We start from the raw sequence: 24326 nt of genomic DNA, 5'->3' as shown, positions 1-24326 counted from the left end.
TCGCCGACGGTGGTTGACAGGCCTTTGCCAAAGCATTGAATCCGGCGCGGCAAGCGCATCCCGGAAGCGCCAAGCAGGAGTCTCGAATGCAGCGATCGACGAAATCTCCTCTTGACCCGGATTTCTCACGTACCGCCTCGAACGCGTTGCCCGGCCAGATCGTGTTGGTACTGCAGGGCGGCGGGGCCCTCGGGTCATACCAAGCCGGTGTCTACCAGGCGCTGCACGAAGCCGGTGTTGAGCCGGATTGGATCGTCGGTACGTCCATCGGGGCGATCAACGCCAGCTTGATCGCTGGCAATGCCGCGCAGGACCGCTTGGTGCGGCTGAAGGAATTCTGGAGCAGGGTGCAGCGCGCCCCCACGTGGGAGCTCCGTGGCCTCCTGCCGGGATCGGTCGACAAATGGTTGTACTGGACGACGCTGACCCGTGGCATTCACGGCTTCTTCACGCCCAATCTGCTCGCCCACGCCGGCGATAGCTTTCCGCTCGGTGCCGATCACGCCGGCTACTATTCCACCGCGCCGCTCGAAAGCACTCTCAGCGATCTGGTGAACTTCGATCTCCTAAATCAAGGGTGCCCACGCCTGACCGTCGGAGCTGCGCACGTGCGGACCAGCCGGATGCGGTATTTCGATAGCCGTTGCTGCAAGATCGACGTGAAGCACATCATGGCTTCCGGCGCTCTGCCCCCGGGATTTCCGGCCGTGCGCGTCAACGGCGAGCTTTACTGGGATGGTGGCATCCTCTCCAACACGCCGACCGAGGTGGTATTCGACGACGACCCGCGCAGGGACTCGCTGATCTTCACGGTACACCTGTGGAATCCGGTCGGCACCGAGCCAACGACGATGGCACAGGTGCTCAACCGTCAAAAGGACGTTCAGTATTCCAGCCGTATCGCGAGCCAGATCGCACGGCACCAGCAGACGCACCGGTTGCGTCATGTGATCAACGAACTCGCGGCCCGACTGCCTGACAGCGAACGGGACAGACCTGAAGTCAGGGAATTGATCGGCTACGGCTGCCAGACACGGATGCACGTGGTGCAGTTGCTCGCTCCACAGCTGGAACATGAAGACCACACCAAGGATGTCGATTTTAGCGCTGCCGCCATCGAAGCACGTTGGGGCGCGGGCTACGCCCACGCCAAGGCGGTGTTGGCGGTCGAGCCCTGGGTCGGCCAGTTCGATCCACTATCGGGCGTGATCCTCCACGAGGCGGGAGTCGGGGCGCTCGCCGTCGAGTGAGGCAGGCGGGCGCCGCAATTGCTATCCTGCACCGGCTGCACTTAGCTGATAGAGCCGCCCGGTTGCGTCCAGGTCTTCGATGCGCCATTCGTCGCCGACACTTTCGATCATCCACCTGAGCAGCGCCCACAAATCGGCATCGACATCGGCCTCGTCCAGGGGCTCCAGCGCAGAGGGCAGGGCGTAGATCTCAAGCCCGTCCGGAAACGGCTCACCGCTGCGTCCGATGAAGACAAGCGCGTAGACCATTCCGGAAGGAGCCCGCACGTAGCCGGGTCGCGACAATCCCGCGGAATCCAACGAAAAGCGGCGCACGAAGAAGTCGCGGAATTCAGGATAGTGTCCGACGCGATCCTCCGTCAGCACCAGCGCGCGTCTTGTCCCTTCAAGCTTGGGATTATCGACGACTTCGATCTGCGTCATGACTGCCCTCCGTCGATACGGTCGAGGAAACTGTTGATCTTTTCGGCGATCTCAACGCCGGAATCCTCCTGCAGGAAGTGTCGGCCCGTCACCAGTTCAGGCCCTTCGGCGTGCGGCAAGAGCTCCTTGAATCGCGTCGCGAACGTCTTTTGGTCGAACACTTCGTCCTCTCGGCCCCACACCAGGAGCGTCGGAAAGTTCGACGTCTTCAACTCACGCTCCAGCCATTCGAAACGCGCGAAGCCGCGCGCGCTCTCGTCCAATGGGATCCAGCGCGGCCAGGTCCACGTGAGGAGGCGCGACCCTGGATCAGGTAGCACCTCTTCGTAGATGGGCTGAGCCTCGGCCGCGAACTTCTTTCGGTCGACCACGGAAAGATACATCCCGCGGCCAGCAAGCGCGTTGTGGCGCCCGAGCAGGTAAGGCCCGACGAGCGGCGCGTGCATCATCCGCCAGGGAAATATGCGCTTGTGGAATTCGGCCGCAGGCAGAGGCCATGCCCACGTGCTCATGATCACGAGCGCGCGGACGCGGTCGCGATTGGATAGCGCAAACCCGAGGCCGGTCGGCCCGCCCCAGTCGTGACAGACCATCGTGGCATTGCGCACGTCCAACTGCCGCAGCAGGCTTGTGAGGTTCGCGATGTGGCCATCGAGCGTGTGCGCCTGTTCGCGCGTGGGTTTCTCTGACAGTCCGAATCCGATCATGTCGGGAACGATGACGCGCCGCCCTGCCGCCGTCAGCGGCTTCACGAACTTCCGGTAGAGAAATCCCCATGCGGGGTTGCCGTGAAGGAGAACGACCGGGTCGCCGGCGCCCTCGTCGATATAGTGCATGCGCCAGCCGTTGACGCGCCTGAATTTCGGCTCGCACGGCCATTGCTCATGCGTGAATCGCTGCGCTCCTCCCGACGTCTGCATTCCTTTTCTCCTTAGCCAAAGAAGATCACAGCCTGGCCATTGAGGCCCGGCGGCCTGACCACTGCGCCCAGACATTTGCCTGTCGTGAAATCGAATGCGACGACTTCGTCCTCTGCGCCTTCGAGCGCGGTACTCACGTGCTATGTCGCGCGATCCACACCATCCAGCTTCGATGCAGGCATAGCTTTTATTCCGGCCCGGAATGATGCCGGCGGCCGACGGGTTAGCTAGGCTTACCCATCTTTCAATTGCCTGCCCCATTCTTTCGAGGAATGATTCATATCGCTTCGGCATTTCTGCCGGGCGGAGGGGGAATGAAGCAGGCTGCGAGCGTCAATTCGATGCTTGCCCAAAGGAGAGCACAATGATCAACGGCTTCTCGCTTCACGACACCTCCAATGCGCCAGCGGCCTCGGCGGAGATTCTAAACGGCGTTGAAAAAGCTTGGGGCTTTGTGCCCAACCTCCACCGCGTCCTCGCCGAGAGCCCTGCCGCGCTCGAGGCCTACAGCACCTTGTGGAGAATTGCGGAAAAAACCGGCTTCACGCCCCGGGAGCGCAACATCGCCTATCTAGCGATCATCTACGAAAACGAGTGTACCTACTGCATAGCCGGCCACACCTATCTGTCGCGGATGGCAAAAGTCGACAACGACGCCATCGCCGCGGTACGTGAGGGGCGGCCGATTGCAGATCCCAAGCTCGAGGCGCTCTGCCAGTTCGCGGCCAGCATCACCCGCCAGCGCGGCTTCGTGAGCGAGGCCGACGTCGCCGCGTTCAAGGCTGTCGGCTACGACAATCGTGCGGTGCTCGACGTCCTCGTTCTGGCGGCGACCAAGCTCATCTCGAACTACACCAACCATCTCGCGCAGACGCCTAATGACGCCTTCATGAAGAGCGCGGAGTGGAGCGCGCCGGGCAAGCTGAAGCCTGCCGCTTAAGCCAAATCGATGCCGCCCTTGCCCCGCCGGCAGGGCAGCGTCCGCAGCCGATGCGTGCGGCGAGGCGCTCGGATACGAGGACGTTTTCACGAAGCTGGAGCACGCGACCAAGCACTACGACGCCGTCGGGCTCGACGGGGACCATGTGAGGAGTTCGATGACGAGGCGCGAAACAGTCGAGGTAGGCGGCGTTCCGATCAGCTATCTAACCGCTGGCGAGGATGGTCCGTTGGTCCTCCTGCTTCACGGCACGTATTGGAGCAGGGTGTGGCTGCCCGTGCTCGCTGGCATCGCTGCTGCTCGCCTCCGCCCGGTAGCAGTCGATTTCCCCGGCTTCGGGCGCTCCGGAGGCGAGCTCACGGTAAGCGAGGCTTCGGTGCCGCGTCTCTCCGCCTGGCTGGTGCGTTTCCTCCAAGCGCTTGGCCACGCGGGTCCGGTCATGGTCGCCGGCCACGACATCGGCGGAGGCGTCGCGCAGTATTTGATGCTCGCAAAGGAGGTTGAGGTGCCCCGCGTTGCCGTGGTGAACGGGATCATGTACGATTCGTGGCCGGTCCCTGGGGTTGCCCGCTTCCGGGAAGCGGCCGTGGCTGCCGCCACGACACGGGATGACGTCCTGGCCGCGCGTCGCGTCTCCGTCGTGAAGGCGCTCGGACGTCCGGTCAGCGAGGCCGAGATCGCCGAATATCTTGATCCGTGGACCGATCCAAGGGTCGCTCAATCCTGGCTGGCGCTCGCGGGCGCCGCGGACAACCGCTACACCCAGGAAATGCTGCCGGACCTGCTCCAATCCAGGACGCCAAAGCTTCTGGTGTGGGGCGAGGACGACCCGTTTCAGACGATCGACTATGCCGAACGGTACGCACGCGAGATCCCGGAAACCAAGCTCGTCCGGATCAAGTCTGCCGGCCATATTCCGATGGAAAACGAGCCCAAAGCGGTAGCGGGAGCTCTGGCCGAGTTCTTTGCCGCCAAGCGCTGACAGGAGGGTACCATGAAGGTTGCGATCCTCGACGACTACCAGAACGTCGCGCTGCAGCTCGCCGACTGGTCGGGCGTGCTGCGCTACGCCGAGATCACCGTTTTCAACGACCACATTGCCGATCCCTCGGCAGTGGTGGCGCGGTTGCGGCCGTTCGAGGTGGCATGCGTCATGCGCGAGCGCACCCCGCTCACAAGGGAGATCCTGCAGCAGCTGCCGAACCTAAAGCTGATAGCTTCGACAGGACCGCGAAACGCCTCTATCGACATCCAGGCCGCGGCCGATCTCGGCATCGCGGTCACTGCGACGGGCTACGATTCCACTCCAACCATTGAGTTCACCTGGTCGCTGATCCTGGCGAGCATGCGAGGCATCGACCGGGAGGCCGCCTCGTTGAAAGCGGGTGGCTGGCAGACGGGCCTTGGCTCAAACCTGCGAGGCAAAAGCCTTGGGGTCGTTGGGCTAGGCAACATCGGAAGAGAGGTCGCGCGCATCGGTGTCGCCTTCGGCATGAAAGCGATCGCCTGGAGCCAGAACCTGACGCAGGAGAAGGCCAGCGCTGCCGGTGCCACTCTCGTCGACAAGCAGACACTCTTCGGTGAGGCGGATGTCGTCACGATCCATCTCGTCCTGAGCAGCCGCACCAGAGGCCTAGTCGGGGCGCCGGAGTTCGCCCTGATGAAGCCGACCTCCAGGTTCGTGAATACATCACGGGGTCCGATCGTCGACGAGGCAGCCCTGATCGAGGCGCTGCAGGCGCACAGGATCGCCGGCGCGGCGGTCGATGTGTTTGATGGCGAACCGTTGCCCGCCGATCACCCCTTCCGTAAGATGGATAACGTCCTCGCTACGCCTCACATCGGCTACGTCACCGAGGATCTCTATCGAACTTTCTACGGCGACGCCGCGGCGAACATTGCACGGTGGCTGGAGAACAACGCAGCCAACTAGTGGCGGCGCCGCCTTGGCCATCGCTCCGTAACGTTCGGCCCCAATTTCCCGGACGCCTTACCGGGATTGCGGCCCCGCTGTACGACGGAGACGCCGAATATGCACTTCTTTTCGGGTTTCCGCGACATCGGCGGCTTTCGTCCGACACCGGGGTTCGTGGCCTTCGAACGTCCATCTTTAAACGTGTAAAGGCTGAGCTCGCTCAGGGGCTCACGAACCGTCTTATGCGAAAGATCGGATAAGGTGTCGTAAGTTCGGTTGGTGTGGGAAAAGGCGGTAGCGCTCCCCGCTACTATCTATAAAGCCGACACTTCCGCGCCCATTAATTTAGGGCCGCCAAAGGGCGCCTGATACGGAGCTCGTACTCTTCCCCGGCCTTACACGGTTGAACGAGCACACCTTCTATCAATGACCGGCAACGAACGACTATGATCGTGCGACGGATGCCCATTTTCGGCCGGATAAGCCCAGGCGTGCGACCGGCGAGTCATTGATTGTACTTGCCCCGTGGCTGTCTCTTAATCAGCAGCTCTGTCGGAAATTTCAGACGCTTACATCAAGACGCTCTCATGCATGATGGCGCGAGCGCCGAAGATCATGGTCACGCCGCCGGCAAAATAGACGACGAAGCCGACTTCGACAAGCGGCTGGCGGACCTCAAAGCTCCGGCGTTTGATCCACAGTAGTTCGCGAAGTGCTGGATGATGCTCGGCTCGGGAACGACGCTCGCTTTCTAGCCCTTGGCCTCGATGTAGGCCGCCTCGTCTCGGTCATTCCGACGAGGGCTTTTGCTTTGGAAGCAAAGATGGAATCAAACGGGCGGGAAGAAATTGAAAAATCCTTGTGTACCAATGGATTATTGCAGGGTTCGATCCCTCCCGCCCCAGCCAAAAAGTCCGGCCAGGACAACGGACTAGCGCGAGGGAAGGCAGCGCGTTCCTGCCCGATTTGCATATCGGCGGCCAAAGCCTCCTGGTAAGCATGTGCATCGGCAGCCCTTACCGGCGGCGAACGGTTGGAGCCCGGCCACGAGGCGCTCGGCAAATGGAAGGAGACGAACGATGATTGAAACGGTTGGCATTATCGGGGCGGGCACGATGGGCAATGGCATCGCCCAGGTCTGCGCCGCGGCCGGACTGAAAATCACCATGGTCGACATCTCCGACGCAGCAGTGGCGCGTGGGCTCACAACGGTGGGCAACAGCCTGGACCGCCTGGTCAAGAAGGAGAAGATGACCGTCGCCGACCGTGAGGCGACATTGTCGCGCATCAGCGGTACGACCGATAAGAGCAAGCTTGCCGGTTGTGATCTCGTCATCGAGGCGGCGACCGAGAACGAGGAACTGAAGATCAAGATCCTGAAGGACCTGTGTCCGACGCTGAAGCCGGAGACGCTGATCGCGACCAATACCTCGTCGATCTCGATCACCAAGCTCGCAACGGCCACCGACCGTCCCGACCGATTCATCGGCATGCATTTCTTCAACCCGGTGCCGATGATGGCGCTGCTGGAATTGATCCGCGGCTTGCAAACCTCCGACGACACTCATGCGAAAGCCGTGGCGTTCGCAAAGCGCGTCGGCAAAGTGCCGATCACCGCCAAGAACAGCCCGGGTTTCGCCGTCAATCGCATTCTGTGTCCGATGATCAACGAAGCGATCTTCGCGCTTCAGGAGGGGCTCGCCACCGCCGCCGATATCGACGAGGGCATGAAACTGGGCTGCAATCACCCGATCGGACCGCTGGCCCTGGCCGATCTGATCGGCCTCGACACCATGCTGTCGGTGATGGAGGTCTTCTACAAGGGCTTTAATGATCCGAAATACCGTCCGGCACCCTTGCTCAAGGAGATGGTCGACGCCGGCCGGCTTGGCCGCAAGACCGGGAAAGGGTTCTACGATTACGGCGCGCCTTCTTAAGGCATGAATTGATGCGTCACCGGCTGTCGTCAGAGCCAGGGGAATCCGTTTGCGATAGTCGACATCGTTACAGCGGCGCGGCGTGGCCTTCGCGAAGGGCGCGCCACGCTCCAGCGCGAACACGCGATCGGCCAGGGCCAGCACGGGGTCGAGATTGTGCTCGACGATGATGGTCCGGCGCTGACTTTCGGTCACATGGCCGGCAAGCCCCTGGGGCGGATGGAATGAGGCAGGGAGGTCAACACGATGCAGGACGAACCGATCATGGACGTGGCCCATCTCGGCCATGTCGAGATTTTCTCGCCGGTACCGGACAAAAGTCTGTCGTTCTTTGTCGATGTCCTCGGCATGACGGTCAGCGGCAGCAAGGGCGATTCCGTCTACCTGCGCGGCTGGGACGACTATGAGCGGTACTCGCTGAAGCTGACGGCATCGAAGACATCGGGCCTCGGGCACGCGGCGTTTCGGGCGCGCAGCCCGCAAGCGCTTGAGCGCCGCGTCGCCGCGCTCAGGGGATCAGGCTTTGACATCGGCTGGATCGATGGCGACATCGGGCACGGGGCCGCGTTTCAATTCCGCGATCCCGATGGCCATTTGCTGGAGCTCTATTATGAGACCGAATGGTTCAAGCCCGCGCCGGAACAGACGCCGGCGCTGAAGAACCAGGCACAGCGGTTTCCCGCGCGCGGCGTCAACGTGCGCCGGCTCGATCATTTCAACGGCCTTGCCGCCGACGTGTCGGCAAACCGGCGTTTCTTCGAACAATATCTGGGCGCGCGCTTGACCGAGCAGATCGTGCTCGATGACGGTACCGAGGCCGGGATGTGGCTGACCTTCACCAACAAGAGCTATGACTTCGCCTATACGCGCGATCATACCGGCACCAAAGGCCGCTTCCATCACGTGACCTTCGCGCTCGACAGCCGCGAGGAAATCCTGCGCGCCGCCGATGTTTTCCTGGAGAACGGCGTCTACATCGAAACCGGCCCGCACAAGCACGCGGTTCAGCAGACCTTCTTTCTTTATGTCTATGAGCCGGGCGGCAATCGCGTCGAGGTCGCGAATGCCGGCGCCCGTCTCGTGCTGGCGCCGGATTGGAAGCCGATCGTCTGGACCGAGACCGAACGCAAGAAGGGACAGGCCTGGGGCCTGAAGACTATCGAGTCCTTCCACACCCACGGCACGCCGCCGGTCGAGGTGAAGCATTCGTGAACCGCGCGAGCGCGGGGGCGCCCAAGCAGAAGGATCGATTGGGCGTCTTTCGGCTACAGTACTGACGCCCATGTTTTTTGTTGACCAGGCCTAATCTTTTGTACATTAGTACAAATAGCATGGTCCGTAAGTCTCCAGCCAAGTCGGCCGCGGCGCGCAAGGCCAACATGCGCGAGGCGATCTTGTGCGCGGCGGAAGAGCTGTTCTCGACCAATGGCTTTAATGCTGTGTCGGTCCGCGATATTGCGCAGGCTGCTGGTGCCAATCCCGGCAGCGTCACCTATCATTTCAAGACCAAGGATGGTCTGCTGCTGGAAATCTACCGTCGGCATTGCGGACCAATGAACCTCCGCCGCTCGGAACTGCTCGCGGCGGCAAAGCGCGTGCGTGACCTGCAGGATCGGCTCGAGGCGATCGTGCGCGCCTATGTGCTGCCGGCCTTTTCGTCCGGCAGCGACGTGGCCGGCGGCGGCGCGCGTTTCACGCGCTTGCGTGCGGTGATGTCGGCTGAGGGCAACGAAGTCGCGCGGCGGATTATCGCCCAGACTTTCGATGATACCAGCCACGCGTTCATCGACGCGATCCACGAAAGCCTGCCGCACATCCCGCGCACCGAAATCGTCTGGCGCTGCCACTTCCTGCTTGGCGCGCTCTACTATTCGCTGGTCACGCCCGAACGCGTCTCGCGCCTCTCACGGGGCGAGGCGGATGGGGCCGATGCGGGCAACGCGATCGAGCAGCTTGTCCGCGCAACCGTCGCCTCGTTGCAGGCGCCCCCGCTGGACGAGCCGGCACGGACGCCCCGGCGGGCCGCGGCACACACAAAAGCATAAGACGGCACCGACCGCCGCGCGCTGAGCGATGGCGGTCCGGCGTTGTCTCGAAACGTTCAGGGAGGAGGAAATGAATGGGCCCAACCACGGCGAGATCGTCGACCTGAATTCCGCTCTATGCGCCTGACCCGGTGATCCAGCACAAGCTTCTCGTCGAAAATCCAGCACGTCTGTTCAGGTTTACCCAGCGATGACGTTCACGCCGACCATTCCGGGTCCTGATGCCAACACCAAGATCCCGAAATTCAAGCTGCCGTCGCTTGCCTGCGATTCGCATTGCCATATCTTCGGGCCGGGTTCGAGATACCCTTACGCGCCGGACCGACCCTATACGCCGCCGGATGCGCCGCTGGAAGACTTCAGGGCGCTGCATGCCAAGCTTGGCATCGGGCGCGCCGTCATCGTCAATGCCAGCGTCCATGGCACCGACAATCGCGTCGCGCTGGATGCGATCGCCGTGAGCAACGGCGCCTATCGCGCCGTCGCGAACATCGATGACAAGATCAGCGAGCGAGAGCTGCACGCTCTGCATGAAGGTGGCTTTCGGGGCTGCCGCTTCAATTTCGTTCGCCATCTCGGCGGTGTCCCGGACAAGCGGGTGTTCGAACGCGTGGTCGAGACGATCGCGCCGCTCGGCTGGCACGTCGACCTCCATTTCGATGCAATCGACATCCCCGAATATGCCGGCATGCTGGCGCAACTACCGGTGCGCTATACAATCGATCACATGGGCCGGGTGAAAGCGGCCGATGGCCTCGACCAGCTTCCGTTCCGTACCCTGATCGAACTGCTGCAGCGCGATGAGAAGTGTTGGGTCAAGGTTTGCGGCTGCGAGCGGGTCTCTTCGGCAGGACCGCCTTTCATGGATGCGCTGCCATTCGCGCGCAAGATCGTCGAGACCGCGCCCGATCGCGTGATCTGGGGCACGGATTGGCCGCATCCCAATGTGAAGGTGATGCCGAACGACGGCGACCTTGTCGACCTCGTGCCGCTGTTCGCGCCGGAGGCGGAACTGCAGCAGAAGATATTGGTGAGCAACCCGGCTCGATTGTTCGAATTTGGCCGCTCGTGAAACGGGCGCGCCGCGCGAAGGCCTAGGTTCGAGATGACGACGCTGATCATCGAAAAGCAGCGCATGAGAGCGTGGTGGAAGGAGCTCTGGGTCCAGGTGCTGATTGCCATGGCGCTCGGCATCGCGCTTGGCGTTTTTCATCCTGATCTTGCCACCAGGATGCAGCCGCTGGGCGACGCCTTCATCAAAGCGATCCGCATGTTGATCGCGCCGATCATCTTCTGCACCCTCGTGCACGGCATCGCTCACATGGCCGACGTCGCGCGGGTAGGGCGCGTCGCGCTGAAGGCGATCGTCTATTTCGAGATCATGACGACGATCGCACTCATCATCGGCTTGATCGCAGTCAATCTCTTGAAGCCGGGCGCCGGGATGAACATCGATCCGGCCGCCATCAACACCAGCGCTATCGAACCCTACATCAAGCAGACGGCCGCCGTAGGCTTCTCGCCGTTTCTGCTGAACATCATTCCCGGCACATTCGCCGGCGCCTTTGCTGAAGGCAATATCCTGCAGGTGCTGTTCATTTCCGTCATTTGCGGTTTCGCGCTGGTGCAGTTGGGCGAACGAGGAAAGCCGCTCGTCGACCTCATCGATATCGCCGCGAAAATGATCTTTGCCGTGGTCGGCATCATCATGTGGGCGGCGCCCATCGGGGCTTTCGGCGCGATCGCATTCACTGTCGGCAAATTCGGCGTTGGGGCGCTGGCTTCGCTCGGCAAGCTGCTGGCGGGCTTCTATTTCACCTGCGTTGTTTTCATCATTGTTGCGCTTGGCGTGGTTGCGCGGTTTTGTGGCTTCAGTCTGGTGAAATTGATCCGCTACATCTGGGGTGAACTCTTGATCTGCATCGCGACGACGTCCTCCGAGACGGTGCTGCCGCGGATGATTTCAAAGCTTGAGGCCCTTGGATGCGAGCGGAGCGTGGTCGGGCTCGTGATTCCCACCGGCTATTCCTTCAATCTCGACGGCACCTGCCTCTATCTGGCTGCGACCAGCGTGTTCCTGGCCCAGGCGACCAACACGCCGCTGGATCTGGAGCGGCAGGTCGCGCTTCTCCTGATCTTACTGGTGACCTCCAAGGGTGCGGCCGGCGTGGCAGGGGCGGCGTTCGTTGTGCTGGCGGCAACGCTTGCGGCGACGGGCAGCATTCCCGTAGCGAGCGTGGCGCTGGTGCTGGGCATCCACCGCCTGATGTCGCAGGCGCTGACCCCGACAAATCTTGTCGGCAACGCGGTCGCGACCATCGCCATCGCTAAGTGGGAGAGGGCTCTCGATGAAGGCCGGCTCAAGCGAGTGCTCGATGGCGAAACGACGGCCGCGATGACGTAACGGAGCAGCGTGATGCGTTCGGCAAGAGAATGGAGTGCCAAAAAATGAGAACCGGTCTTGTGATCACAGCCCATCCCGGAGATTTCGTCTGGCGCGCCGGGGGTGCCATCGCGCTCCACGCCAACAAGGGGTACCGGGTCAAGATCGTCTGCCTGTCGTTCGGCGAGCGCGGCGAAAGCCAATTCGCCTGGAAGGAGGCGGGCGCGACGCTGGAGTCTGTTAAGGCCGGGCGAAGGGATGAGGCGGAGCGCGCGGCAAAATTGCTCGGCGCGGAGATCGAATTCTTTGATTGCGGCGACTATCCGCTCAAGCTCAACGAGGCCCATTTCGACCGCATGGTCGATATCTACCGTGAGCTCAATCCCAGCTTCGTGCTGACGCATGCGCTCGAAGACCCTTACAATTTCGATCACCCTGATGCAGCGCATTTCGCGCAGCAGACGCGCGTGGTCGCGCAGGCGATGGGCCATAAACCGGACGCGAAATACAAATACGCAGCGCCGCCGGTATTTCTGTTCGAGCCCCATCAGCCGGAAATGTGCAACTTCAAACCAAGCCTGATCCTCAAGATCGACGAGGTCTGGAAGCAGAAATACGAGGCGTTCCAGATCCTGGCGGCGCAAAAACATCTCTGGGGATATTACGAGCGCGTGGCGCTCAACCGCGGCATCCAGGGCAGCCGCAACACAGGCGTTCCCATGACCTATGGCGAAGCCTATCAGCGCCTATTTCCGACCGTGGAGGAGATCCTGCAATGAAGCCTGTCGTGGTCAGGAACATCAAGCGCGCCGATGCGAGCGGCATGGACATGTATAAGATGCGCAAGGCGCTGGCCAGGGCAGGTCTGGTCCATGTCGATCATCCCGAGCGGGCTTAGGCGTCCGGCCGCTCGCGCGAACTCGTCATTTAGAGGTGGTTGAGATGGCTAGTCCACGACTGCGCACGGTCCTCGGCAATTATCCCCATGTGCAGCCGCTCAAACGCGGTGAGATCCGCTCGGACCTTTTTGATCTCGAATTCATCGACTACACGCCGACCAACGCGGCCTTCAAGCCGATGGTGCGTGAGCAGGCGTTTGACATCTGCGAGATGGCGATCGTCACCTATCTGATGGCGAAAGCCCATCGCAAACCGCTGGTGTTGCTGCCGGCCGTGATGCTCGGACGGTTTCAGCACGCCTATGCGATTTACAACGGCGAACGCGGGACGATCGGGCCGCGCGATCTGCAAGGCAGGCGTGTCGGCATCCGCTCCTTCACCACGACGACCGGCGCCTGGATCCGCGGAATCCTTGCCAATGATTACGGCGTCAATCTCGATGGAATCCATTGGGTCACTTTCGAGGATTCGCATGTCGCCGAATATCGCGACACGACCGAGCGCGCAGCGGAAGGCAAGAACATCATCCAGATGCTCTTGAACGGCGAACTCGATGCCGTGCTTGGTGAGACCTCCAGCGATCCCCGGCTCAAGTCGCTATTCGCCGATCCGGCGGCGGAGGCCCAGCGATGGTTTGCCAAACATGGCGTTTTCCCGGTCAATCACCTGGTAGTCGTGACTGAAAAGCTTGCGGGCGAGCGGCCCGACATCGTGCGCGAAATCTATCGGCTGCTCAAGCAAAGCAAAGCCAGGGCGGGGCGGCCGGCGGCTCCCGATCCCGTTCCCTTTGGCGTCGAAGCCAACAGGAAATCGGTTGAGCTGATTATAAGCTACGCCGCCCAGCAATCTCTGATCCCTCGACGCTTCCAGGTCGATGACCTCTTTGACGAGACGACACGGGAGTTGAACTGATGACGAAGCCTCCTGATCCGAAACGTTGGCAGATCGGCCTTATCGGTTATGGCGAGGTCGGACGAATCCTCGCTGAAGATCTACGGAAGCAAGACGTCAGGGTTTGCGCTTACGACATCAAGCTCGGCGGCGGGCAATCGGGGGCGTTGCACGAGCATGCTGAACGGTTCGCCGTTGCGCTCGCTCCCTCGCATGCGGCTTTGGCGGCGGATGCTGATTTCATCGTCTCCGCCGTTACGGCGAGCCAGGCCGTCGCGGTTGCGCAGGCCTGCGCCGCCGCAATCAGGAACGGCTGCTGGTTCCTGGATTTCAATTCGGCTTCGCCTGGTGCCAAACGACGGGCAGCGGCGATAATTGATGGCGCAGGCGGTCGTTATGTGGAAGGTGCCGTCATGACTTCGGTGCCGCCCTATCGAATCAAGGTGCCGCTCCTCCTCGGTGGCGGTGGCGCGCGGGAACTGGCGCAGCTGTTGGTTGCTCTCGGCTTCGATGCGAAGGTTGCCAGCGGGGAACTGGGTGTTGCCTCGGCCGTGAAAATGTGCCGCAGCATCATGATCAAGGGCATGGAAGCCATGGTCATCGAGAGTTTTACGACCGCGCGGGCCTATGGTGTAGAGGATGCGGTGCTGGCCTCGCTTGCGACGACGTTTCCCGGCATCGATTGGGAGAAGCAGGGCGCTTACTTCTTCCAGCGCGTGATCGAGCATGGCAGGCGGCGCGCCGAAGAAGTGCGCGAGGTCGCGGAGACCGTCCGCGAGATCGGGCTCGCGCCCTGGTCCTCGCAAGGGACGGCGGAGCGGCAAGCCTGGATGGCCGATCTCGCCGATACCGGCGTGTTTGGGACGAGAGATAGCAAGGCGTTCGCGCGCAGTCCCGACTGGCGGACCGAGGCCGACAGGATCTTGGATCAGCTCAAGAGAGCGTAGGATCGGTTGAGGGGTAGCGGAACCCATCAACGAGAAGGTGGGTTTCGCGAGGTTCAACCCACTCCACGACGACTACCTCTCACGCCACGCGGTGCACCGGGTTCATCTGCTCGATGATGTGACCGACATCGCCGGCGGAGCATGGCTTGCTGAAATAAAAGCCCTGGACCGCGGTGCAGCCGGCCTGACGCACAAGCTCGAGCTGTTCGGCGGTTTCGACGCCTTCCGCGGTCGTCTCGACGCCGAGATTGGCGCCCAAGCTCGCGATGGTGCGAACGATCGCACCACTCTCGTGGGATTCGCCAAGGGAGCCGACGAAGGAACGGTCGATCTTGATGGTGTCGAAGGGAAATTTGCGCAAGTAGCCGAGCGAAGAATATCCGACGCCGAAATCGTCGAGGCTGACGCGGATGCCGAGCTTGCGAAGCTGGTGCAGGACCGCGACCGTCGCTTCGTCATCTTGGAGCAATGCGGTTTCGGTGACTTCAAGCTCGAGCCGCTTCGGGTCCAGCCCGGCGGCGGCGAGCGCACTGGTGACCATCGCCACAAGGCCACGGGCGCGAAACTGCACCGGCGACAGGTTCACCGCGATCTTGATGTTGTCCGGCCAGCCGGCCGCCGTCGCGCAAGCCGTACGCAGCACCCATTCGCCGAGCGGAACGATCAATCCTGTCTCTTCCGCGATCGGGATGAATTCGGCCGGTGAAACCAGGCCGCGCGCGGCGCTATTCCAGCGCAGCAACGCTTCGAAACCGGTCAGCTCGCCGGTGCCCAGGCGAATTTGTGGCTGGAAGGCAAGATGAAACTCGCCGGCTTCCAGCGCGCAGCGCAGGTCGTTCTCCAGTATGTGCCGGGCCCGCGCCTGCGCCTCCATTTCGGGCCGGAACAATTCATACGCGCCTCGTCCCTGCGCCTTGGCCTGGTAAAGGGCGAGGTCGGCGCACTTCATCAGCTCATCCGGATCAAGCCCGTCGTCGGGCGCGATCGCAATGCCGACGCTGACGCCGGTGTGGATAACGTGGTTCTCCAGCGGCGGTGGGCGGCCGATGACCTCGACCAGGCGGCGGGCAAGCTGTTCGGCCGATTGCGGTTGCGGCCCGCGTTGCAGCACGGCAAACTCGTCACCGCCGAGACGCGCGACCGTATCGTTCTCGCCCACGCATTCCTTAATGCGCGCGGCGACCCACCGCAGCAATTGATCGCCGATCGCATGTCCGAGCCGGTCGTTAACGGTCTTGAAGTTGTCGAGATCGAGGCACAGCACCGCCATCTTGCCGCCGCGCGCCGCAATCTCCGCCAGGCCTCCGCTCATCTTCTCCCGGAACAGCACGCGATTTGACAGATCGGTCAGCGGATCGTGTTGGGCCATGTGGGCCACGCGCGCCTCGGCTTTGCGATGCTCGGTCACGTCCTCGTAGGTGATGACCCAGCCACCCCCATGCTCCATCGGGCGATGCGTGAGTTTGATGATGCGGCCGTCACCGAGATGACGATGCAGGATATGTCCGCCCCTCCTGAGCTTTTCGACATAGTCGTCATAGAGCTGCTGCGGCGTGGCGGTCGGATGATTGCCGATGGCGCAGCTATGCTCCATGATCTCGCGCATGGCGACGCCGGGTTTCACAACGTCAGGTGACAAGCGATACATATCAACATAGCGCTTATTGCAGACGATGACGTGCAAGTTGCTGTCGAGCATGACGAGACCTTGCGTCATGTTGTTCAGCGCGGCATCGAAGCGACGATATTGCTCGCCTAGCTCCTCATGCGCCCGTTCGCGGTCGGTGATGTCTTCATAGGTGGCAACGCAGTTGCCGTCCGTTAGCGGGCGATAGCGCACGGCGAGCAGCCGCCCGTCGCACATGCGGCGCTGCACCGTCAGGTCCTTCATTTGGGAAAGCCGCTGACGCAATTCTTCGAACAGAGCGTCGATCGGGAAGTCGGCGGGGTAGACGCCGTGCCCCACCACCGTGCGGATCAGGTCGGACAAATGCATGCCGGGCTTCGCCTCGTGCGGGGCGAGGCCATAGATCTTGAGATAGTTGCTGTTACGAACCAGAAGCCGAAAATCTTTGTCGTAGACGCAAAGACCGTTCGCCATGTTTTCAAGTGCGGCATCGAAAAGGAAATTCTGTCGTTTCAGCGCTTCTTCCGCGCGCAACCGCTCGGTCACGTCCTCGCAGGCGGTGACCCAACCGCCATTCGGCATCAGCCGTGAGATGGCCTGGACAACGCGACCGTCGGCGCGGGTCAGGAACGTGGGTTGGGAATTTCCGCCACGGATTTCGCTCATCTGCATGTCGTAGAGCTTCTCCGCGGAGAGCCCGCTCGCGTTACCCCTGGACACCCAATGCTCCACGATCTCGCGGTAGCTGACGCCCGGTTTGATCACGCCGGCATCAAACCCATAGACCTCGAGGTACTGGCTGTTGCAGATGATCAGCCGCTCGTCGCGATCGAACATCGTCAGCCCGTGGGACATGTGGGCGAATGCATGCTCGATGCGTTCGGTCTGCACCCGCAAGGCGCTCTCGAGCCGCGCCCGGCGCGTGATGTCGTCGCAAACGGTGAGCCAGCCGCCATCGGACAGCGGTTGAATATTGAGCGTCATCACGATGCCGCTCGGCAAAACCTGCTCCGTGCTGAACGGCTTTCTCGCGGAAAGGAGCTCAGCGCGCGCGCGCCAGATCTGTTCGAATCTGTCGGCTGGAAAATTCCCGCGTGAGGCGCTGTGTTCGAGTACTTGGCGGTAGGTGATCCCGGTCCGGATCACGTCCGGTGACATGTCGAACAGTTCGAGATAGCGGCGGTTGAATAGAACGACGCGATTGTCCGCATCATAAACACAAACGCCCTCGGCCACGCCGTCGAGCGCGGCTTGGCTGAGCGCGAGCAGTGCTGACATCGGGGGCCTTCTACGCGGGCGGGTATTTTTCTTGCGAGGCGCAGCCATCGGCTGTTCAGAAGTCCAAAAAATTCAATGCATCATGTCTGCTGCACCTCCGACGCTAATGGTGAGGCGGGAAGATTGTCTTAAGGAGGGTAGTTTACGGAGCGTGACCGCACTCGTTCGCTTTTGTGACGCAGCGGTTTTGAAGGCGCGCGAGTGCAAATTTGCCCTGTGCCAAGGCGGCGGATCGGCGCAAAGGCGATGCACTTTTATCTGAGGTATTTTGATACTTCCACCTGCGTCATTCACGACCGGGTCGCGGGCGCCGATTCGAAGCAGTCGCTGAAAGCGGGTCGCCCGAAGGCTTGGGCTCGGCCTCTATGCGAGAACTGCCTTGACAGGCGCGGCCTCAAACGGCTTGTCGGGGTGCATGCGGAACGCCAGGGCTGCGCCCAGCAGCAACAGGCAGATCGAGCCGGTGAACGGCAGCGTCCAGCTTCCGGTGCGGTCGACGAGATAGCCAAACACGAGCGGCGAAATGATGCCGGCGGTGCCGAAGCCGAAGTTCATCATTCCGCTCGCGGACCCCGAGTACTTCGGTGCGATATCCATCGGCACGGCCCAGATCGGACCGACAATAAGCTCGATGCAGAAGAAGGCTGCGGCAAGCGAAACTGCGGCGATATTGATGTCGTGAATCAGTATGACTGGGAGCAGGAATACGAAGCCGCCAAGCAGGCCGGCTACGATGACATTGCGTCGCGCGGCGACCCTGTCCCCGGTCCGCTGCAGGATGCGATCGCTCACCGTACCGCCGAGCGTGTCGCCGATCACGCCGCCCAGGAAAACGCCGGCGGAATAGAGCGCCGACTGTCTTAGATCCTGATGGTAGTTCTGGTAGAAGAAAGATGGAATCCAGCTCACGAACAGCCACAGCGTCCATCCGTAGCAAAAATCAACCATTGTGACCGGCAACATGCGCTGGAACAGTTTGAGCCAGGGCACCGGCTCCTTGGGATTGTTGCGGCTGCGGGTCGGCAGCGCGGCGAACTCCTCCTTGCTCAGCGGCGGAGTCGTCGGCACATCCCGGAAATACCAGGTCCACAGCACAACCCACATCAGGCTTGCCAACGCCAGCACGACAAAAGAGCCGCGCCACGATACCAACTCGATCAATAGAGCGATGAGAGGCGGCGTGACGGCATTGCCGATGCGCGCGAAGGAGTGGGTGATGCCTTGGGCAAAGGCCCAGTTTCGTTCGGGCGTCCACACCGCCATGGCGCGCGTTGCGGTGGGAAAGGTCGCGCCTTCGCCGATCCCGAGTGCCAGTCGAGCGGCGACCAGGGTCACAAGACTGTCGACCAATCCGGTCGCCGCCGTTGAAATGCAAACAATCAGGCCGCTGACGCAAAGCGTGAGCCGCGCCCCGAACTTGTCGCCGAAATAGCCGCCGATCAGTTGGAACAACGCGTAAGGATAGGCAAAGGCCGAGAAGGCGAGACCAAGCTGCGTGTTGCTCAAGCCCAAATTCGCCTTGATCAACGGAGCTGCGGTCGAGATGTTGACCCTGTCGACGTACAGGATCATGTACATCAGGCACAGCAGCAGCAAAATCCAGTTGGATGCGCCGAACCTGCGCATCAGGCCGGTCTCGCATGACCTTTTATCTGGGTGCGGTGCATGATCCGTCGGGTCGAGTCGTCGAACGGATCACGCCGATGCATGGTGCAGCGGTTGTCCCACATCACGAGATCGCCGACCCTCCAGATATGCTCCCAGGAAAATTCCGCTCGCTCGACATAGGTCCAGAGCTCGTCGAGCAAGGCTTCCGATTCCCCAAGCTCAAGTCCGAGCAGATAGGCGTTGCGACGCCGGCCAAGATAAAGCATCTGCCGGCCGGTGTCCGGATGGACGCAGACCAGGGGATGCACGGCGCCGGGCGAGGTTCTGGGATCATCGGTCGGAGTGACGCCCTGACGGACATAGCCGCCGCTGTTGTAAGTGCCATCGTGCTTGATCTTGAGCGTCGCGATCCGCCGTTTCGTCTCCGCGGGGAGCGCATCGTAGATCGCGTACATGCTGCAGAAAGACGTATTGCCGCCGACCGGAGGCACCTCGATCGCATAGAGCATGCTCGCCATCGGCGGCACCTCGAGATAGGACATGTCGGTGTGCCACACGGCTTCCCCCGCGCCGAGGCTGCCGATCGGCTCGCCGTTCACCCTCACGTTGGACACGATATAGATTTCGGGTATGCCCTCGACAAAACGCCGGCCGGTTTCCTGGACCGGAGCCAAATCGAGATCTCCGAAGCGGCGGCTGAATGCGACGAGATCCTGATCGCTCAGCGTCTGGCCGCGAACGAGAAGCACTTGATGCTGGTGCCAGGCGCGCTTGAGAGCGGCAAACTGCCGATCGTCGAGCGACCGCAAGTCGACGCCCTGCACTTGCGCGCCGAGCGCAGCGCCGGTCGGAATGATCTCGATTGCGTCGTGAACCGCGCCGCGTGCAATTGTGCTTTCGACAGACATCGTAACCGACCTCCCCAGCATTCCCGATCACGCGCAAGATCGACCTTACGCATTTATTGTTTCTGTTCGGCGACAACCGCCGTCGGAGCCATGGCGCAGCATCGGCCGAGTCCACGAAAGCGTCGGCCAGGCCAGCGTCAAAATTTAGACGGTTCGGAAGGGAAAATGAACTGGTTGTATGGCAGTTATGTTTGATATTTAAGTAGCGCGGCGCCTCAAATGGGGTCAGTCGAAAGAAGGAGGAACGGAACCGGAATCCCGTTCCTGCCGCAGTGCTCCCGCCCTCACTTCTTCATCGCCTCGTAGACGGTGAAGCTGTAGGCGCCTTCCGGCTTCTTGGTGATCACGGGGTCGGAGCCGCCCGACATCAGGGTCGCCACCGTGCGCTCGTAGTCCTTGACGTCGAGCTTGCCGTCGGCATCGCCGAGCAGTTTGGCAATCTCGGTCATCATGCGCTTCTGATCCTTCTCGGTCTTGGCGCCCGTGGTGTCGGCGGCGAGAATGATCTTCACCGCCTCATCGGGGTGCGCCTTGGCATAGTCCCAGCCTTTCATCGAGGCCTTGACGAACTTCGCCATCTTGGCGACGAAGGCCGGATCCTTCAGGTTCTTCTCCAGCACATAGAGCCCATCTTCCAGCGTTGCGACGCCTTCGTCTTCATATTTGAAGACGACAAGGTGGCTCGGCTTGTAGCCGCCGTCGACGACCTGCCAATATTCGTTGTAGCTCATGGTGGAGACGCAATCGGCCTGCTTCTGCAGCAGCGGGTCGACATTGAAGCCCTGCTTGATCACCTTGACGCCACCGGGCGAGCCATCGGTCTTGAAGCCGAGCTTCGACATCCAGGACAGGAACGGATATTCGTTGCCGCCATACCAGACGCCCAGCGTCTTTCCCTTGAGATCGGCGGGCTTCTTGATGCCGGTCTCGGCACGGCAGGTCAGCTCGAGTCCCGAGCGCTTGAAGGTCTGCGAAATATTGACCAGCGGCACGCCCTTCTCGCGCGAGGCAAGCGCCGACGGCATCCAGTCCACGGTGACATCGGCGCCGCCGCCGGCAATCACCTGCGGCGGGGCAACATCCGGCCCGCCCGGCTTGATGGTAACGTCGAGCCCAGCCTCCTTGTAGAAGCCCTTCTCCTTTGCGACGAAGTAGCCGGCAAACTGCGCCTGTGCCACCCATTTGAGCTGAATGGTGACGGGATCGGCGGCCTTCGCGCTCGACAGCGACAACCCAACCGCCAAGCCTACGACCAAGGCCAAACTCTGCTTCATGGATAACTCCAAATTGAAAAAGACCTTGCCGACCTAGGTCCGGTACGACGGATGCCAGAAAGTTGTCGCGCGTTCGGCCAGCGTGACAAGACCGTAGAAAGCCATCCCGGCGAGGGCAGCGAGCGCGATCTCCGCCCAGACCATGTCAATCGCCATGCGTCCGGCTTCGGTAGAAATGCGAAAGCCGATACCTTGCGTCGGGGTGCCAAAAAACTCTGCAACGATCGCGCCAATCAGCGCGAGCGTGGCGTTGATCTTCAGCGCGTTGAAGATGAAGGGAAGGGCGGCCGGTAGGTGCAGCTTGGTCAGGCTCTGGCCATAACTCGCGGCATAGGAACGCATCAGGTCGCGCTCGATATGGCCGGCGGCTGAGAGGCCCGCGAGCGCATTCACCAGCATCGGGAAGAAGGTGATGAGCACGACGACGGCGGCTTTGGAGGGCCAGTCGAAGCCGAACCACATCACCATGATTGGCGCGATGCCGACCAAGGGCAGGGCAGAAAAGAAATTGCCTAGCGGCAACAGGCCACGACCCAGGAATTCGAAGCGATGCGCCAGGATTGCAACCAGAAGCCCGGCGCCGCAGCCGATCACATAACCGATCAGGACGCCGCGGATGAAGGTCTGGACAAAATCGGTGGCGAGGATCGGCAGCGATGCCGCGAACCGCGCGGCCGCCGCGCTCGGCGAAGGCAACAGCACCGGCGGGACGCCGAACCCACGCACCGCCACCTCCCAGAGATAAATCACGGTGGCGCCGAACAGGAGCGGGATCAGCAGATCAAGCGCGCGCTGCCGGTTGCGCCGCAATTGGTGCGTCGCGCCGAGATGGACCACGCACAGAGCGGCCGATAGCCAGCAGGCGATGACGATCGCCCAAAATCCTCCGCGCGCGGAGCCCGCGACGGCCGGATCCCGCAGCAGGAGAAGCGAAGCGGCGGCGCAGAGTATCGCCGCAGCAAGTCCAGCGGTGATCGCGCGCAGGTCCGCGAACCAGGCAGCCAATAGTAAAAGCACCGCAGCGCCGGCGCACAACTGCCAAACGAGGGGCCGCGCCAACAAGGGCGCCGATTGCGGCGCCGGCGACAGCACAAACGCCAGCCCGATGGCGCCTGCGGCAAAAAAGAAGCCGAGACGAAATGTACGCGCGTCCATCAACGAGCCCCCATGCGGCGGGCGACGGCTCGCTCGATAAGGCCAATGACGCCGATCAGTGCGGATGCGAGCACGGCAGCCGCGACCAATGCGGCCCAAAGCTGAATCGTCTGGCCGTAGTAGGAGCCGGACAGGAGCCGCGCGCCGATGCCGGCTTCCGCCCCGGTCGGCAATTCCGCGACGATCGCGCCGACCAGCGAGATGCTCACCGCCACCTTCAGGCTCGTGAAGAGATAGGGGACTGAGGCCGGCCAGCGCAGTTTCCAGAGCACCTGTCGCGGTGTGGCCGACCAGGTCCGCATCAGCTCGAGTTGCAACGGCTCTGGCGAGGTAAATCCTTTGACCATGCCGATCGCGACCGGAAAGAAGCAGAGATAGGCGGAGATAATCGATTTCGGCAGCAAGCCGTGCAGGCCGAGCGCGCCCAAAACCACGATAAAAATCGGCGCAAGCGCGAGCACCGGAACCATTTGCGAGCAGATGATCCACGGCAGCAGACCTCGCTTCAGCACCCGGCTATGCACGATCAGCAGCGCCAGAACGACGCCGAACAATGCGCCGAGGAAAAAGCCGAGCAGGGTCGCCGACAACGTGACCAGCGCGTGATAGACAAGGCTGCGCGGCGCCAGCGGCGGATAGCCGAACACACCATCGTAAAAGGCCTCAAGCACTTGGTGCGGCGCCGGCAGCAATGGACGCTCCGCCTCCATGGTGCCGAGCAAGACGTCCGTGGTCGCGTAAGTCGTTTCTTCGCGCTCAAAGCCGTCGCGAACCAGCGACCAGTTCATCGCCACAGCTGCGATGTACCAGATGGCGACCAGGGCTGCGACCATTGTCGCGATCGGCGCGTAGCGTGCGATGATGGGATGCTTCAGCAGCGCGCGCGACCGCGGCGCGGGCAGGGCGAGCGAGTTACTCGTCATAGGAATGTCCTGCGCGCAGGCCGATGCGCACGCGCTGGGCGACTTTGAGAAATTCCGGCCTCTCACGGATCTCCAGCGACCGATCGGGCGGGAAATCACAATCGATGACGTCGATGATGCGCCCCGGACGCGGCGACATCACCACGATCTTGGTGGACAGGAAAACCGCTTCGGGAATCGAGTGCGTGACGAACAGCACCGTCTTTCTGGTGGATTTCCAGAGTTGCAGCAGTTGTTCGTTGAGGTGATCGCGCACGATTTCGTCGAGCGCTCCGAACGGCTCGTCCATCAGCAACAAATCAGGATCGAAGGAGAGCGCGCGGGCGATCGACACGCGCTGCTGCATGCCGCCGGAGAGCTGCCAGGGAAATTTGCGCTCAAAGCCGGTCAGGTTGACCATCGAAAGATAGCGCTGCACCCGCTGCTGCTGCTCGAACTCCGAATATCCCATGATCTCCAGCGGCATCTTCAGGTTCTTCTCGATCGTCCGCCAGGGAAACAGCGCCGGGGCCTGGAAAACGTAGCCGTAAGCGCGAGCGAGCCGCGCCTGCTCGGCGCTCATGCCCTTGACGGAAAGGGCGCCGGACGACGGCTGCTGCAAATCGGCGATCACGCGCAGCATCGTGGTCTTGCCGCATCCGGAAGGCCCGATGAAGGAGACGAATTCGCCTTCCGTTACTTGGAGGTTGACATTGGACAGCGCGTCCACGCGCCCGTCGGCGGTCTCGAAGGTGAGGGAGATGTTCCGTGCGTCCACCACGAGCCGCTTCGGTGCCTTTGGGGCGGAGATTGGGTCAGGCGAGCGGACGTGAGAAGCGCCTTCGCCGCGGTCAGTTTCAGCGGTCGCTTCGCTGACAATCGAAATGCTTGGCTTGGGTGATGCCATGTCCCGATACTGTCAAAAGCGATTTGGAGTGGCGCGCTGATTCTTTGAGCACGCAGAAAGAATAATGAGCAGGACTTTGCTGTATCTCCATGCAGAAATGGAGCGGGTCGCGGCGA

23 protein-coding genes are annotated in these 24326 nt (G+C 61.8%); 13 read left to right on the top strand and 10 right to left on the bottom strand.

What is annotated here, in order from left to right:
- The first annotated feature begins 86 nt into the window (after positions 1-86).
- Entirely contained in the window at positions 87-1250 is a 1164-nt protein-coding gene (locus F758_RS0110925) for a DUF3734 domain-containing protein (RefSeq protein ID WP_035721698.1), read from the top strand.
- A gap of 21 nt (positions 1251-1271) precedes the next feature.
- Here the strand turns inward: F758_RS0110925 and F758_RS0110920 are convergent, their stop codons facing one another.
- The 3 genes from F758_RS0110920 to F758_RS52755 are packed head-to-tail and all read right to left on the bottom strand — an operon-like array spanning position 1272 to position 2730.
- Entirely contained in the window at positions 1272-1673 is a 402-nt protein-coding gene (locus F758_RS0110920) for a hypothetical protein (protein WP_024507907.1), read from the bottom strand.
- Complete coding sequence (locus F758_RS0110915; protein ID WP_024507906.1) at positions 1670-2593, bottom strand: alpha/beta fold hydrolase; 924 nt, start codon at positions 2591-2593, stop codon at positions 1670-1672. The genes F758_RS0110920 and F758_RS0110915 overlap by 4 nt, the downstream gene beginning before the upstream one ends.
- Positions 2594-2604: 11 nt before the next feature.
- Complete coding sequence (locus F758_RS52755; protein WP_283805853.1) at positions 2605-2730, bottom strand: hypothetical protein; 126 nt, start codon at positions 2728-2730, stop codon at positions 2605-2607.
- 227 nt (positions 2731-2957) lie between these two features.
- Between F758_RS52755 and F758_RS0110905 the strand changes: the two genes are divergently transcribed.
- The 12 genes from F758_RS0110905 to F758_RS0110845 all read left to right on the top strand — a co-directional run bounded on the left by F758_RS0110905 (position 2958) and on the right by F758_RS0110845 (position 14551).
- Positions 2958-3533 (top strand): carboxymuconolactone decarboxylase family protein, encoded by a 576-nt coding sequence (locus F758_RS0110905; RefSeq protein WP_051386786.1) that lies wholly within the window; start codon positions 2958-2960, stop codon positions 3531-3533.
- Positions 3534-3690: 157 nt separating this feature from the next.
- Positions 3691-4515: an alpha/beta fold hydrolase gene (locus tag F758_RS0110900; protein ID WP_024507904.1), complete on the top strand. Its 825-nt coding sequence runs from the start codon at positions 3691-3693 to the stop codon at positions 4513-4515.
- Positions 4516-4527: 12 nt separating this feature from the next.
- Positions 4528-5466 carry a D-2-hydroxyacid dehydrogenase family protein gene (locus tag F758_RS0110895; RefSeq protein WP_024507903.1) on the top strand — a complete coding sequence of 313 codons (939 nt, stop codon included), beginning with the start codon at positions 4528-4530 and terminating at the stop codon, positions 5464-5466.
- Positions 5467-6527: 1061 nt separating this feature from the next.
- Complete coding sequence (locus F758_RS0110885; RefSeq protein WP_024507902.1) at positions 6528-7385, top strand: 3-hydroxybutyryl-CoA dehydrogenase; 858 nt, start codon at positions 6528-6530, stop codon at positions 7383-7385.
- 246 nt (positions 7386-7631) lie between these two features.
- Complete coding sequence (locus tag F758_RS0110880) at positions 7632-8597, top strand: catechol 2,3-dioxygenase (RefSeq protein ID WP_024507901.1); 966 nt, start codon at positions 7632-7634, stop codon at positions 8595-8597.
- Positions 8598-8716: 119 nt separating this feature from the next.
- Positions 8717-9430 (top strand): TetR/AcrR family transcriptional regulator, encoded by a 714-nt coding sequence (locus tag F758_RS0110875; protein ID WP_024507900.1) that lies wholly within the window; start codon positions 8717-8719, stop codon positions 9428-9430.
- A 190-nt stretch (positions 9431-9620) separates the two neighbouring features.
- A complete protein-coding gene (locus tag F758_RS0110870; RefSeq protein WP_024507899.1) occupies positions 9621-10502 on the top strand; it encodes an amidohydrolase family protein in 882 nt (293 codons plus the stop codon).
- A gap of 33 nt (positions 10503-10535) precedes the next feature.
- Positions 10536-11834, top strand: a complete 1299-nt coding sequence (gene dctA, locus F758_RS0110865; protein ID WP_024507898.1) for a C4-dicarboxylate transporter DctA — start codon at positions 10536-10538, stop codon at positions 11832-11834.
- Between the two features lie 44 nt (positions 11835-11878).
- Positions 11879-12592 (top strand): PIG-L deacetylase family protein, encoded by a 714-nt coding sequence (locus tag F758_RS0110860; RefSeq protein WP_024507897.1) that lies wholly within the window; start codon positions 11879-11881, stop codon positions 12590-12592.
- Positions 12589-12711 carry a hypothetical protein gene (locus F758_RS52750; RefSeq protein ID WP_283805852.1) on the top strand — a complete coding sequence of 41 codons (123 nt, stop codon included), beginning with the start codon at positions 12589-12591 and terminating at the stop codon, positions 12709-12711. The genes F758_RS0110860 and F758_RS52750 overlap by 4 nt, the downstream gene beginning before the upstream one ends.
- A 44-nt stretch (positions 12712-12755) precedes the next feature.
- On the top strand, positions 12756-13625 hold the full coding sequence (locus F758_RS0110850; protein ID WP_024507896.1) for a substrate-binding domain-containing protein: 870 nt from the start codon (positions 12756-12758) through the stop codon (positions 13623-13625).
- Positions 13625-14551 carry a DUF1932 domain-containing protein gene (locus F758_RS0110845; RefSeq protein ID WP_024507895.1) on the top strand — a complete coding sequence of 309 codons (927 nt, stop codon included), beginning with the start codon at positions 13625-13627 and terminating at the stop codon, positions 14549-14551. Before F758_RS0110850 ends, F758_RS0110845 begins: the two co-directional genes overlap by 1 nt.
- A 79-nt stretch (positions 14552-14630) precedes the next feature.
- Here the strand turns inward: F758_RS0110845 and F758_RS43595 are convergent, their stop codons facing one another.
- From F758_RS43595 to F758_RS0110810, 7 genes are all read right to left on the bottom strand, one after another.
- Entirely contained in the window at positions 14631-17456 is a 2826-nt protein-coding gene (locus F758_RS43595) for a PAS-domain containing protein (RefSeq protein ID WP_024507894.1), read from the bottom strand.
- A 363-nt stretch (positions 17457-17819) separates the two neighbouring features.
- Positions 17820-19082 (bottom strand): MFS transporter, encoded by a 1263-nt coding sequence (locus F758_RS43590; RefSeq protein WP_035721619.1) that lies wholly within the window; start codon positions 19080-19082, stop codon positions 17820-17822.
- On the bottom strand, positions 19082-19972 hold the full coding sequence (locus F758_RS0110830) for a TauD/TfdA dioxygenase family protein (protein WP_024507893.1): 891 nt from the start codon (positions 19970-19972) through the stop codon (positions 19082-19084). The genes F758_RS43590 and F758_RS0110830 overlap by 1 nt, the downstream gene beginning before the upstream one ends.
- 284 nt (positions 19973-20256) lie before the next feature.
- Positions 20257-21246 (bottom strand): ABC transporter substrate-binding protein, encoded by a 990-nt coding sequence (locus F758_RS0110825; protein WP_024507892.1) that lies wholly within the window; start codon positions 21244-21246, stop codon positions 20257-20259.
- A gap of 33 nt (positions 21247-21279) precedes the next feature.
- Complete coding sequence (locus F758_RS0110820) at positions 21280-22401, bottom strand: ABC transporter permease (RefSeq protein WP_024507891.1); 1122 nt, start codon at positions 22399-22401, stop codon at positions 21280-21282.
- Entirely contained in the window at positions 22401-23324 is a 924-nt protein-coding gene (locus tag F758_RS0110815; protein ID WP_051386783.1) for an ABC transporter permease, read from the bottom strand. Before F758_RS0110815 ends, F758_RS0110820 begins: the two co-directional genes overlap by 1 nt.
- Positions 23314-24210 (bottom strand): ABC transporter ATP-binding protein, encoded by an 897-nt coding sequence (locus tag F758_RS0110810; protein WP_024507889.1) that lies wholly within the window; start codon positions 24208-24210, stop codon positions 23314-23316. The genes F758_RS0110815 and F758_RS0110810 overlap by 11 nt, the downstream gene beginning before the upstream one ends.
- Positions 24211-24326: the final 116 nt, after the last annotated feature.

The sequence above is a fragment of the Bradyrhizobium sp. ARR65 genome (assembly GCF_000472385.1).
Taxonomy (GTDB): domain Bacteria; phylum Pseudomonadota; class Alphaproteobacteria; order Rhizobiales; family Xanthobacteraceae; genus Bradyrhizobium.
The sequence above is the reverse complement of the archived record's forward strand: the minus strand, read 5'-3'. Positions and strand labels throughout refer to the sequence as shown.